13 protein-coding genes are annotated in these 11943 nt (G+C 68.8%); 3 read left to right on the forward strand and 10 right to left on the reverse strand.

Annotation, left to right across the window (positions count from 1 at the left end; translation table 11 throughout):
* Positions 1-17: 17 nt before the first annotated feature.
* The 7 genes from FNH08_RS31085 to clpS form a co-directional block, all read right to left on the reverse strand.
* Entirely contained in the window at positions 18-968 is a 951-nt protein-coding gene (locus tag FNH08_RS31085) for a PLP-dependent cysteine synthase family protein (protein ID WP_152774856.1), read from the reverse strand.
* 17 nt (positions 969-985) lie between these two features.
* On the reverse strand, positions 986-1264 hold the full coding sequence (locus tag FNH08_RS31090; RefSeq protein ID WP_152774857.1) for a MoaD/ThiS family protein: 279 nt from the start codon (positions 1262-1264) through the stop codon (positions 986-988).
* Positions 1265-1399: 135 nt separating this feature from the next.
* Complete coding sequence (locus FNH08_RS53655) at positions 1400-1495, reverse strand: putative leader peptide (RefSeq protein WP_322725813.1); 96 nt, start codon at positions 1493-1495, stop codon at positions 1400-1402.
* A gap of 120 nt (positions 1496-1615) precedes the next feature.
* Positions 1616-2038, reverse strand: coding sequence for a Mov34/MPN/PAD-1 family protein (locus tag FNH08_RS31095; RefSeq protein ID WP_152774858.1), 423 nt, complete (start codon positions 2036-2038; stop codon positions 1616-1618).
* A gap of 150 nt (positions 2039-2188) precedes the next feature.
* Complete coding sequence (locus FNH08_RS31100; RefSeq protein WP_152774859.1) at positions 2189-3649, reverse strand: amino acid permease; 1461 nt, start codon at positions 3647-3649, stop codon at positions 2189-2191.
* A gap of 452 nt (positions 3650-4101) precedes the next feature.
* Entirely contained in the window at positions 4102-4707 is a 606-nt protein-coding gene (locus FNH08_RS31105) for a DUF2017 domain-containing protein (protein ID WP_152774860.1), read from the reverse strand.
* Positions 4708-4797: 90 nt separating this feature from the next.
* Positions 4798-5115 (reverse strand): ATP-dependent Clp protease adapter ClpS, encoded by a 318-nt coding sequence (gene clpS / locus FNH08_RS31110; RefSeq protein WP_152774861.1) that lies wholly within the window; start codon positions 5113-5115, stop codon positions 4798-4800.
* Between the two features lie 224 nt (positions 5116-5339).
* Between clpS and FNH08_RS31115 the strand changes: the two genes are divergently transcribed.
* Entirely contained in the window at positions 5340-6668 is a 1329-nt protein-coding gene (locus FNH08_RS31115) for a nicotinate phosphoribosyltransferase (protein ID WP_322725814.1), read from the forward strand.
* Positions 6669-6929: 261 nt separating this feature from the next.
* Positions 6930-7514, forward strand: coding sequence for a nicotinamidase (locus FNH08_RS31120; RefSeq protein ID WP_152774862.1), 585 nt, complete (start codon positions 6930-6932; stop codon positions 7512-7514).
* 182 nt (positions 7515-7696) lie between these two features.
* Here the strand turns inward: FNH08_RS31120 and FNH08_RS31125 are convergent, their stop codons facing one another.
* Entirely contained in the window at positions 7697-8041 is a 345-nt protein-coding gene (locus tag FNH08_RS31125; protein WP_152774863.1) for a hypothetical protein, read from the reverse strand.
* A gap of 121 nt (positions 8042-8162) precedes the next feature.
* On the reverse strand, positions 8163-10517 hold the full coding sequence (locus FNH08_RS31130; protein ID WP_322725815.1) for an immune inhibitor A domain-containing protein: 2355 nt from the start codon (positions 10515-10517) through the stop codon (positions 8163-8165).
* Positions 10518-10980: 463 nt separating this feature from the next.
* Here FNH08_RS31130 and FNH08_RS31135 point away from each other — a divergent pair, with 463 nt between their 5' ends.
* The gene (locus FNH08_RS31135) at positions 10981-11325 is read left to right on the forward strand and encodes a superantigen-like protein SSL4 (RefSeq protein ID WP_152774864.1); all 345 of its coding nucleotides are present in this window, start codon (positions 10981-10983) and stop codon (positions 11323-11325) included.
* Positions 11326-11406: 81 nt separating this feature from the next.
* On the opposite strand, the gene FNH08_RS31140 is transcribed toward FNH08_RS31135, so the two are convergent.
* The coding region (locus tag FNH08_RS31140) for an RDD family protein (protein WP_152774865.1) at positions 11407-11943 on the reverse strand (537 nt) is incomplete at its 5' end.

The raw sequence follows: 11943 nt of genomic DNA on the forward strand, positions 1-11943 counted from the left end.
GCCCCCGCCCGTGGCCCTTACGCCCAGAGTTGCCCCTGCACCCGCGCGATCGCTTCCTCCGTCGTCGCGGCCGTGTAGACGCCCGTCGACAGGTACTTCCAGCCGCCGTCAGCGACGACGAACGCGACGTCGGCCGATTCGCCCGCCTTGAGGGCCTTGTTGGCGACACCGATCGCGGCGTGGAGGGCGGCCCCGGTGGAGACGCCGGCGAAGATGCCCTCCTGTTGCAGCAGCTCACGCGTACGGGTGACCGCGTCGGCGGAGCCGACGGAGAAGCGGGTGGTGAGGACGGACGCGTCGTACAGCTCGGGAACGAACCCCTCGTCGAGGTTCCGCAGCCCGTACACCAGGTCGTCATAGCGCGGCTCGGCCGCGACGATCTTCACGTCCGGCTTGTGCTCGCGCAGGTAGCGGCCGACCCCCATGAGCGTGCCCGTCGTACCGAGACCCGCCACGAAGTGGGTGATCGAGGGAAGGTCCGCGAGGATCTCCGGACCCGTCGTCGCGTAGTGCGCGCCCGCGTTGTCCGGGTTGCCGTACTGGTAGAGCATCACCCAGTCCGGGTGCTCGGTGGACAGTTCCTTCGCCACCCGGACCGCGGTGTTGGAGCCACCCGCGGCCGGCGACGAGACGATCTCCGCGCCCCACATGCCCAGCAGGTCACGGCGCTCCTGCGAGGTGTTCTCGGGCATCACGCACACGATGCGGTAGCCCTTGAGCTTCGCCGCCATGGCCAGGGAGATGCCCGTGTTGCCGCTGGTCGGCTCCAGGATCGTGCAGCCGGGGGTCAGGCGGCCGTCCTTCTCCGCCTGCTCGATCATGTGCAGGGCCGGGCGGTCCTTGACCGAGCCGGTCGGGTTCCGGTCCTCCAGCTTGGCCCAGATGCTGACGTCGGCGGACGGCGAGAGCCGCGGCAGGCGCACCAGAGGGGTGTTGCCCACCGCGGCCAGCGGGGAGTCGTAACGCATGGGGAACCAGCGGCCTATCAGGACATGCCGCCGGCCACGGCCGGCAGGATCGTCACGTTGTCGCCGTCGGCGACCTTGCTGTTGATGCCGTCGAGGAAGCGGACGTCCTCGTCGTTCAGGTACACGTTGACGAAGCGGCGCAGTTCGCCGCCGTCCACGATGCGGGCGTGGATGCCCGTGTGCCGGGTCTCGAGGTCGGCGAAGAGCTCGGCGAGGGTGTCCCCGGTGCCCTCCACCGCCTTCTGACCCTCGGTGTACTGGCGGAGGATGGTGGGGATGCGGACCTCGATGGCCATGGTTGCGGGCTCCTGTCGGAAGAAGTCAGGTCGGTGGGCGCGCGGCAGCGCGATGTGCGTTTCGTACGTGGGTCAGACGCCTCGTACGCAGGTCAGACGCCGCGGCTCACGGCCGTACGGCGGCAGGGGTCGGCGTCAACAGATGGCGCTGGCAAGCCTGCACAGGTCGACGTGCAGCCGCGCCACGAGCAGTACGCCCGGCGTCTTCTCGCTCACGTCGTGGAGAACCATGGACTCATCGTATCGATTCCCGGCCGGGGCCCCGGAGTGTGATCTCGCGATACGGACAGTTTTTGACCGGTGGGTGAGATCAGCGTGGTCAACGGCGCGATCTGGAGCGGTCAGTGGAGATCAGTACGACTCCACTACCTTCACTTCCTCCTCCGTGACCTCGCCCTCCACTATCCGGTACGAGCGGAACTGGAAGTCGCCGAGCCCCTCCGTGTCCGCGGTCGAGACAAGGACGTAGTGGGCGCCCGGCTCGTTCGCGTAACTGATGTCCGTGCGGGACGGGTAGGCCTCGGTCGCCGTGTGGGAGTGGTAGATGACGACCGGCTCCTCGTCGCGGTCGTCCATCTCGCGGTAGAGCTTGAGCAGGTCGCCCGAGTCGAACTCGTAGAACGTGGGCGACATGGCCGCGTTGAGCATGGGGACGAAGCGCTCGGGGCGGTCCGAGCCCGCGGGACCCGCGACGACGCCGCACGCCTCGTCGGGGTGGTCCTTGCGTGCGTGCGCGACGATCTGGTCGACGAGGGCCTGGGTGATGGTCAGCATGTCGGTCAGGATAAGCAGAAGGGCAGCCCCGTACCGAGGGGTGGTACGAGGCTGCCCACATGCTGGGCGGCGCGGGCAGAGCGGCCCTGGTCAGCCGCGTGTCCGCCGGATCAGCCGTGCGTCCGCCGGGTCAGCCGCGTGTCCGCCGGATCAGCCGACCTTCTCGAACTCCGGCCCGCGGCGGGACGTGACCTCCGGGTTCCGCGCCTTGAGCACGAACCAGCCGGCGGCCAGCGCGGCCGACCAGCCCGCCATCACGTAGAGGCAGACGCGGGAGTCGGCGTCGTACGCGATGAGGCCGGTGACGAAGAGAAGGAAGGCGATGGCGATCCAGCTGCCCACCGCGCCGCCCGGGGCCGGGAAGGAGGAGGCGGGCAGGCGGCCCGCCTCGACCGCGCGGCGGTACAGGACGTGGCTGATCAGGATCATCAGCCAGGTCCAGATGCCGGCCGCGGTGGCCACCGAGGTGACGTAGGCGAAGGCCTTCTCGGGCACGACGTAGTTCAGGACGACCCCGATGCCCATGAAGGCGACGGAGATCGTGATGCCGAGGGCCGGGGTCTTGGTGGCCGACAGCTTGGTGAAGGCCCGCGGGGCCTCGCCGTTGGCGCCGAGATTGCGCAGCATGCGGCCGGTGGAGTACATGCCCGAGTTGCAGGAGGAGAGGGCAGCGGTGAGGACGACGAAGTTGACGATGCCGGCGCCGGCCGGGATGCCGATCATCGCGAACGCCTTCACGAAGGGGCTCACGCCCTCCGCGAACTCGGTCCACTTGACCACGCAGAGGATGACGGTGAGGGCGCCGACGTAGAAGAGGGCGATGCGCCAGGGCAGGGTGTTGATCGCCTTGGGGAGGGTCTTCTCCGGGTTCTCGGACTCGCCGGCCGTGACGCCGACGAGCTCGACGGCGAGGTAGGCGAACATGACGCCCTGGAGGGTCATCAGGGACGAGCCGATGCCCTTGGGGAAGAAGCCGTCGAAGGCCCACAGGTTGGTGACGGAGGCGGTGTCGCCGGCCGCGCTGAAGCCGAAGGTCAGGACGCCCAGACCGACCACGATCATGCCGATGAGGGCGGTGACCTTGATCATCGAGGCCCAGAACTCGATCTCGCCGAACAGCTTCACCGAGATCAGGTTGGCCACGAACAGGACGACCAGGAAGACCAGGGCCGACACCCACTGCGGGATCGACTCGAACCAGTAGTGGATGTAGATCGCGGCGGCGGTCAGTTCCGCCATGCCGGTGACGACCCACATCAGCCAGTACGTCCAGGCGGTGAAGTAGCCGAAGAACGGGCCGAGGAACTCCCGGGAGTACTCCGCGAAGGAGCCCGAGACCGGGCGGTAGAGGAGCAGTTCGCCGAGCGCCCGCATGATGAAGAAGATGATCACGCCGGCGATGGCGTACATCAGGATGAGGCTCGGTCCCGCCTTGGCGATGTTCGCCCCGGCGTTCAGGAAGAGGCCGACGCCGATGGCGCCGCCGATCGCGATCATCTGGACCTGGCGGCTGCCGAGCCCGCGCTCGTACCCCTCTTCGGGGGCGTCGCCGCCCACGACTCCATTGCGGTCGTGCTCGTCGTACTTGCTGTCGACCTGCGCTGAGGTCATGTGTGGTGCGCCTTTCTCCACGCCGACCCGGGCCTTCGTCGGCCGCGGATCGGGTTCCGATCCCCCCGGATGTGATGGAGCTGGGCGGGCTCACGGCCCGCCCGTGCCTGGCCGGCGGTCCGCCGGCTGGTGGCGCACCCGCCGGGGCATGGATGGCGTCCCGGCGGGCGGTCGTGAAGATTTATCACGGCCGCAACACTGATCACTTGGCCGCGCTGTGGCGCACCACACAGGAAGAGGAGGGCAAAGGGCATGCGAAACGCCATACCCGGCCACAACGGTGACGTGATCGTTATCCGGATTTGAGCGTCCTCTGAGCGAACACAGAACCAACACAAAGAGAACGAATCATGACCGGTATCGGGAGGGTGGGCCGGTGTCGAGAGGTTGACCGGCGTCGGGGAGGTGCCGGGCAGCGCGACACCGCCGGACCCCTCACGGAGGGTGCGGGACTACGACATCAGCGTCTGGACGAGGGTCTCCTGGAGGCCGCCCAGCCAGAGGTACGCCATCACCATCGGCTTGCGCGGATCCTCGTCCGGCAGCCCGTAGAGGATGTCGGTGTCCTCCTCGTCGGTGACGTCGAGCCGGGAGCCGATCGCCAGGCGCAGGTCGTTGAGGCAGCTGAGCCACTGCCGGGAGTCCTCGGGCGTGAGCTCCAGTACGGCGCCACCGTCGCCCGCGGTGGTCAGCCGGTCCAGGGAGCGGATCACCGTGAGGGCGTTGTCGCGCTTGCCGGCGCGCAGGTCGTTCTCGGTGAAGCGGCGGAACTCCGACGAGTACTGACGCTGCTCCTCGGCCTCCTCGGGCGAGGCCGCCTCGCCGCCGGGTCCGCCGTAGGCGTCGGGGAAGAGGCGCTGGAGCACGGGGTCCTTGGGCGGCTCGCTCGGCCCGTCGGTGAACAGCTCCGCGAGCGGGTCGTCGGGGGCGTCCTCGGCGGGGCCGGGGCCGATCAGCTCCAGGAGCTGCACGGCCAGCGAGCGGATGATGGAGATCTCGACCTCGTCGAGCGCGACGGCCGCGCCGCCGCCGGAGGTCGGTTCGAAGTGTCCTGGCATGGAGTGGTTTCGCTGCTTCCGGCCGGCTGGAGGTGTGCTGGTCGTGTCCCCCGGTGGCAGCGCACGGGGGCGCCGCTTCGGGCTGTGCTGCTACTTGCGGTCCTGCTGGAGAGTGGCCCACAGACCGTATCCGTGCATGGCCTGTACGTCGCGTTCCATCTCCTCGCGCGACCCGCTGGAGACCACCGCACGGCCCTTGTGGTGCACGTCCAGCATGAGCTTGGTGGCCTTGTCCTTGGGGTAGCCGAAGTACGTCTGGAAGACATACGTCACATAGCTCATGAGGTTGACCGGGTCGTTGTGGACGATCGTCACCCAGGGGACGTCGGGCTCGGGTACGGCGAAGACCTCCTCCGCCGACTCGGTCTTTTCGATCTCTAGGGGTGCGGGAGCCGTCACACGGCCCATGCTGCCACCACAGGGGGGTACCCGCACAAACGGACCCCGGAAATCGTCAATCTGACGATTTCCGAGTACGATCGGCTTCGGAGCCGTATTGATCGTTGACCGGGGGGTACCGCGTCCGATCGCCGCCGTGCGACGGGCCGCCCTCCGACAGGGACGGGGGTCATCCCCCGAGGAATTCGGACGGGGGGCCATCATCCCCGTCGACGCAGGCGAGGAGAACTCTGGTGGGTGTAGCGGATCTGGGGCTTCCGGTGGACGTGCCCTCGACGGCCCTCTTCACGGACCAGTACGAGCTGACGATGCTGGAAGCCGCGCTCGCGGCAGGCACCGCCGGCCGGCGCTCGGTGTTCGAGGTCTTCACCCGGCGGCTGCCCGGGGGGCGAAGGTACGGCGTCGTGGGAGGCACGGGGCGTGTACTGGACGCGGTGGAGAACTTCCGTTTTGACGCGGACGTACTCCGCTTCCTGCGGGAACGCGGGATCGTGGACGAGCCGACGCTCGAATGGCTGGCCTCGTACCGCTTCGGCGGCGACATCTGGGGCTATCCGGAGGGCGAGATGTACTTCCCGGGCTCACCGATCCTCCGGGTGGAGGGCTCCTTCGCGGAGTGCGTGCTGCTGGAGACCGTGATCCTCTCCATCCTCAACCACGACTCGGCGATCGCGGCCGCCGCGTCCCGGATGTCGTCGGCCGCCGGGGACCGGCCGCTGATCGAGATGGGCGCCCGGCGCACGCACGAGCTGGCGGCGGTGGCCGCGTCCCGGGCGGCGTACGTGGGCGGTTTCGCCTCCACCTCCGACCTGGCGGCGGGCTTCCGCTACAACATCCCGACCGTCGGCACCTCGGCCCACGCCTTCACCCTGCTGCACGACCGCGAGCGGGACGCCTTCCAGGCACAGGTCGCCTCGCTCGGACGGAACACCACGCTGCTCGTGGACACGTACGACGTCGCCGAGGCGGTCCGTACGGCGGTGGAGGTCGCCGGGCCCGAGCTCGGGGCCGTCCGTATCGACTCCGGTGACCTGCTCCTGGTCGCGCACCGGGTGCGGCAGCAGTTGGACGAGCTGGGGGCGACCGGGACGAAGATCGTCGTGACCTCGGACCTCGACGAGTACGCGATCGCCTCGCTGGCGGCGGCGCCCGTGGACGCGTACGGCGTGGGCACCCAGCTGGTGACGGGTTCCGGCCATCCGACGTGCTCGATGGTCTACAAGCTCGTCGCCCGCGCCAAGTCCGCGGACCCGGGGGCTCCGCTCGTCCCCGTGGCGAAGAGGTCGACCGGTGGCAAGACGTCCATCGGCGGCCGGAAGTGGGCGGCGCGGCGACAGGACGAGTACGGGGTGGCGGAGGCCGAGGTGATCGGCACCGGAACCGTCCCGGACGAGCTGGTGGACCGGCTCCTGCTGGTGGAGCTGGTCAAGGGCGGCCAGGTCGTCGGCCGTGAGCCGTTGGACGCCGTACGGGACCGGCACGCGGCGGCCCGTGCGAAGCTGCCGATCTCGGCGACACAGCTCTCGCGGGGGGAGGCGGTCATCCCGACGGAATACGTGTGACGCCTCCCGGCGGCGGGGGCGTGTATCGGCCACGGCCTCGCGCGCCCTTGTGCGACCGTGCATGAACGCGAGCCGCGCGGGCATGCAACGGCAGCGCGCCCCGCGCACGGATCCGCCGTGTCGTGCCCCCTCCCGCCCCGTACCCGAAGTCTCTAGGCTCGGTAGTTCATCGCGATTCGTGACGCGCGGTCCAAGACGCGTGCTCCACGACTCGCAGGCCGGGCCCGCGCCCCACATCCACATAGTCGAAGGACACCGACCATGCGCCGCGCCTTGATCGTCGTAGACGTGCAGAACGACTTCTGCGAGGGGGGCAGCCTCGCGGTCTCCGGGGGTGCCGATGTCGCCGCCGCGATCACGGAGCTGATCGGGCAGGCCCCCGCCGGTTACCGCCATGTCGTGGCGACCCGCGACCACCACATCGCTCCCGGCGGCCATTTCGCCGACAACCCCGACTTCGTCCACTCCTGGCCGGCCCACTGCGTGGCGGGTACGGAGGGCGTGGGCTTCCACCCGAACTTCGCGCCGGCGGTCGCCTCCGGCGCGATCGACGCGGTGTTCGACAAGGGTGCGTACTCCGCCGCGTACAGCGGGTTCGAGGGCGCCGACGAGAACGGGGTCGCTCTTGCGGAGTGGCTGCGTGCCCGTGGGATCGATGAGGTGGATGTGGTGGGGATCGCCACGGATCACTGTGTGCGGGCCACCGCGCTGGATGCGGCGCGGGAGGGGTTCCGTACGCAGGTGCTGCTGGATCTCACGGCGGGGGTTTCCGAGGAGACGACGGAGCGTGCCCTGGACGAGATGCGTGAGGCGGGGGTGGAGCTGTCGGGTAAGCCGGTGGTGTGACCGGCCGGGGGTTTTCTCGCCCCCGCCGCCCCTACCCGTCCCATCCCTGGGGCTCCGCCCCGGACCCCGCTCCTCAAACGCCGGAGGGGCTGGATTGTGCGGGCTCGCGCCCCGTAAGGGGCGCGGGGAACTGCGCGACCAGCCACAACGAACCCGCAGCCGCCCGACAACCCGCGGTACCCCTACATCCGCGCCGCCGGCCGTCGCAGCAACGACCTGATCGGCCTCCACAGCTCCGGCGGAGCCACCCCGTCGACGTCCGGAGTCGTGCGCCATATGAGCCCGTCCGGATGGTGCAGCACCGCCGTGACCTCGTCCGGCGTCGGAGGCGCCGCGTTCCCCCGGAGGTACACCGCTCGCATGCCGAGGTTCCGGAGGCGGGTGAGGGCCCGGGCGCGGTTCACCGCGTGGACCAGGATGCGGACCGAGGGGACGTCCCGGTCGGCCCCCGGAGACGTGGGAGTGGGCAGGTTCAGTGCCACCACCACCGTGCCGTTCGGTAGCTTGCAGAAGCCTCCTGCGGCCATGGAATCAGACCCCCGTGCGCGTCAGTGTCAATAAGGAAACCACAGCACGCACCTAAACACGATCGGCCGCGACCCGCCAAGGGGTCACGGCCGATACGTATCTGACCTGCAAAGATGCGGTTTACTTCACCGCGGGGCCCACCTGGAGCGAGATCGTCGAGCCGTCCTTGGCCTCCTTGACGATCTTGATCTTGGTGTTGGTGTCAGTGACCTTCACACCGGCGGCCGGGTTCGTCTCGTCGTAGTACGTGTTGGCGTGGTCGTCGAACGTCGACACGCCCTTCTTCGAGACGATCTTCGTCGCGACGTCCGCCTTGTGCAGCGTGATGCCGTCCGTGCGGTACAGGCTGAACGGCGAGTCGTACGCCTGGATGCGGTTGCGCATCAGCGTGCCGTCGGACCACTTCAGCGGCTGCGGGTGGGAGTCGATCGGCAGGACCAGGCCGACACCCGGGTGCACGCTGGTGTTGTTGTCCGCCTGCGAGGTGTCCCACTTCCAGATCAACAGACCGTTCTGGTACGGGTAGTGCTCCACCCAGTCCGGACGCGTCGTCGAGAAGCCGAAGTTGTACGGGCCGACCTTCAACGTCTTGTCGTACGACACGTACTGGCGGTTCTCGGCGAGGTAGTACTGCGCGTAGTCGTCCGTGATGGACGCCCCGATGCGGGAGAAGCCCTTGACGGTCCAGGCCGCGTCCGCGCTCTCCGCGTTGTCCGTGAAGAGGGCCGAGCCGTCGGCGGTCACGCTGATCTGGTCGGCCGCGAAGCCCTTCTGGGCCACGCCGCCGTCGGTGGCGTAGCGGAAGCGCACGTCGATCTTCTTGCCCGCGTAGGCGTCGAGCGGGTAGACGAGCTTCTTGTACGCGCCCGACGTGCCGTCCAGCGCCGGCTTGTCGCTGCCGTCACGGCTGATGGCCGCGCCGTCCGCCGTACCGTCGATGGCCGTCCAGTTGGCGCCGCCGTCGGTCGACACCTCGGTGTAGAGGTAGTCGTAGCCGGCCTCGATGTCCCACCAGCCGTCGAGCGTCAGGGAGGCGGCGGACTTGCCCGTGAGGTCCACGGAACGGGTCAGCGTCTGGGAGAGGTTGTCGCCGCTGCCGCTCCACCACTGGGTCGCGCCCTGGGAGGGTGCCACGATCTCGGTGGTGACCTTCTTCTTGGGCAGCTCGACCACGAGGGCCTGCTTGTCCCAGGTGTTGTACTCGGCGACGCCCAGCTTGTGCGTGGACTGCTTGCCGGCCTTGGCCGTGTCGTAGTTGAGCCAGCCGAGCTGCAGCTTGTCCCAGGCGTTCATGTCGCCCGGCAGGTCGCCGATCTCGTTCTTGCCGGTGCCGAGCCAGGAACCGGACGACATCAGCGTCCAGAAGCCGGTCGAGTTCTCGCCGCCGTTGGTGTCGTAGTGGTCCGGCAGACCGAGGTCGTGGCCGTACTCGTGGGCGTAGACGCCGAGTCCGCCGTTCTCCGGCTGGACGGTGTAGTCGCCGACCCAGATGCCGGTGTCGCCGATCTTGGCGCCGCCGAGCTTGTTGTTCTCGGGGCCGGTGGCACCCGCGTCCGTGCCGAACGCGTACCAGCGGTGGGCCCAGATCGCGTCCTCGCCCTGCGCTCCGCCGCCGGCGGACTCGTCCTCACCGGCGTGCACGACCTGGAAGTGGTCGATGTAGCCGTCGGGCTCGTTGAAGTCGCCGTCGCCGTCGAAGTCGTAGCGGTCCCACTGGTCGTACTTCGCGACGTCCGCCTTGATCTCGGCGTCGGTCCTACCGGCTGCCTTCTGCTGGGCGACCCAGGCGTTGAGGCCGTCGCTGACGACGTTCCACACGCTGTTGCAGTTGGTCTGGCCGCAGGCGTTGTTGCCGTAGCGGGCCTCGTTGTAGGGGACCTTGACCCAGTCCGAGACCTCGCCCTCGACCGAGTAGCGGCCCGAGGACTGCTTCTCGTAGTACTTCTTGACCGACTCGGTCTTCTTGCCGGTGCCGAAGTACAGGTCCTGGAAGTGCTTCTGGTTGTAGTCCGCCTTCCAGGCCGTGCTGTTGTCCTTGGCGCGGTCCGGCTCGGCTATCTGGTTGTGCAGGGGACCCGGGGTGCCGCCGTAGCGGCTGTCTATCTGGTCCCCGAACTCGACAAGGATCGTGAAGATCTTGTCGGTCTTCTCGCGGCCGAGCTCGACGTACTTGCTCTTGCCCTTCTTGCTCTTCAGCTGCACGACCTGCGAGCCGTCACGCTTCTTGACCGTGGCGTCGCCGGATATGACCTGGTTCAGGGCTTCTTCTCGCTGGGCCTCCATGGTCTTGCTCAGCGGGCCGTCGAGGTCGTGGTCGACGTCGGTGCGCGCGGCCGGGTCCTTGCGGTCCACCGCCGCCGCGCCGGACGCGCCGTCGTCGGCCTGCGCCACCGCGAAGGTCGAGATGGTCGCGGCCGTCGCGGCGAACGCGACTCCGACGGCCGCCGCTCTGAACGTCCAGGTTCTACTGGTCACTTGAGGTCCTCCCCCGCGCCCGTTTCGCGCGGAGTGCGGTCCTTTGGTCCTGGAGGGTCCGCGCGCGGTATACGCGTGTAGTCAAGTGACGTCATTCGATCGGAGTTTCGGAATAAAAGACAGATCTTGACTTGCACAGGTCAACTGCACTATAGGGAGCCGACGTCCGCTATCCGGACGTCATGCGCCCCCTGTCCGAACGTCATGTGCCTCCTGAACCGGCGCGTGGCAGTGTCCACTTGGCGGACTCCATGACTCCGTGCGCCCCCCGTGCACCGGCACCGTGGATTAGCTCACGCTTACCCGTCGTTCCACTCGGGCACCCTGGCGAATAGGGTCGATTGGTGGAACGCCCGGAATCGGCGGAATGCCAAGCCGACACCGTTGCTCCACCTTTGATTCGTATCCGCAGACTCCCCAGCGTGAGAGGCCCGGGGAGACCCCACCCGAGGACACGATTGACATGCCTCGTCCGACGACCGCACAGCTCGCTTACGGCTCCTGCACCGTGATCTTGTCCACCCTCGCCATGCTGCTGCTGTCCCAGGCGAGTTCGGCCCTGGCGATCGCGGTGATCGCCGTCTCGGCACTCGCGCTCGGGCTGCTCGTCGCGATGACCGTGCCGGTGCCGCAGAAGACACCGGTGCCGCAGAAGACACCGGCCGCCACCACGGCGCCCGCGGGCGAGCACCGGGTTCCGGTGGTGTCCGCCGCGGAGCAGCGTGTTCCGGCCCCGCGCGAGCCGGCCCCGATGCCCGTTCCCGTCTCCGCCGGTTCCGAGCCGGTACGCGAACCGGCGGGCCCGTGAGTCACGGACCCGCCGCTCGTTGACGACCTCACCCTCCCGACATCGGCGCGGACCACTGCCGTTCGCGCCCCCACCCGGCGGTCAACCGGTGCTGACCACCACCGTCTTGGCCGCCTTGTCGTGGAGTCCCTGCTTGTAGGGCTTGTCGAAGAGGATCAAGACGCCCAGGATGGCGGTCCACACGCAGGCGCAGCAGAACGCGAACGGGATCCACAGGACGGCCGCGCGCAGCAGCGAGGTCTGCCAGGTGGGCGTGGAGCCGTCGTCCAGGTTCGCCGTGCGCAGCTTCATCAGCTGCTTGCCGGGGGTCTGGCCGTTCCTGGTCGTGAAATAGGTGTCGTACGCCATGAAGAGGACGACGGCGATGGCACTGGTGCCCAGGGAGTCGCCGTACGCGGCGTCGTCCGCGCCCGCGGTGAACCGGATGAGCCCGAACGCCCAGCTCAGCAGCAGCACCACGGCCAGCACGATCACCATGTCGATGACGCGGGCGACCACGCGCTTGCCGCTGTCGGCGAGCGGGGGCATGCCGGCGAGCGGGTCGGTTCCGTAGGGGCCGGCGCCGAACGGGGCGCCCGCGGTGGGCGGGGGCTCACGACCGTACGGGGAGTCGTACGG

It is taken from the genome of Streptomyces spongiae (assembly GCF_009377185.1).
In the GTDB taxonomy this organism is placed as follows: Bacteria; Actinomycetota; Actinomycetes; order Streptomycetales; family Streptomycetaceae; genus Streptomyces; species Streptomyces spongiae.

Bases quoted from the DNA above. Each gene is read 5' to 3' on its own strand.
- FNH08_RS31095 (WP_152774858.1), bottom strand. From the start codon at position 2,038: ATGCTGACCATCACCCAGGCCCTCGTCGACCAGATCGTCGCGCACGCA.
- FNH08_RS31090 (WP_152774857.1), bottom strand. From the start codon at position 1,264: ATGGCCATCGAGGTCCGCATCCCCACCATCCTCCGCCAGTACACCGAG.
- FNH08_RS31085 (WP_152774856.1), bottom strand. From the start codon at position 968: ATGCGTTACGACTCCCCGCTGGCCGCGGTGGGCAACACCCCTCTGGTG.
- FNH08_RS31105 (WP_152774860.1), bottom strand. From the start codon at position 4,707: ATGCCAGGACACTTCGAACCGACCTCCGGCGGCGGCGCGGCCGTCGCG.
- FNH08_RS31135 (WP_152774864.1), top strand. From the start codon at position 10,981: ATGCCTCGTCCGACGACCGCACAGCTCGCTTACGGCTCCTGCACCGTG.
- FNH08_RS31125 (WP_152774863.1), bottom strand. From the start codon at position 8,041: ATGGCCGCAGGAGGCTTCTGCAAGCTACCGAACGGCACGGTGGTGGTG.
- FNH08_RS31120 (WP_152774862.1), top strand. From the start codon at position 6,930: ATGCGCCGCGCCTTGATCGTCGTAGACGTGCAGAACGACTTCTGCGAG.
- FNH08_RS31100 (WP_152774859.1), bottom strand. From the start codon at position 3,649: ATGACCTCAGCGCAGGTCGACAGCAAGTACGACGAGCACGACCGCAAT.
- FNH08_RS53655 (WP_322725813.1), bottom strand. From the start codon at position 1,495: ATGGTTCTCCACGACGTGAGCGAGAAGACGCCGGGCGTACTGCTCGTG.
- clpS (WP_152774861.1), bottom strand. From the start codon at position 5,115: ATGGGCCGTGTGACGGCTCCCGCACCCCTAGAGATCGAAAAGACCGAG.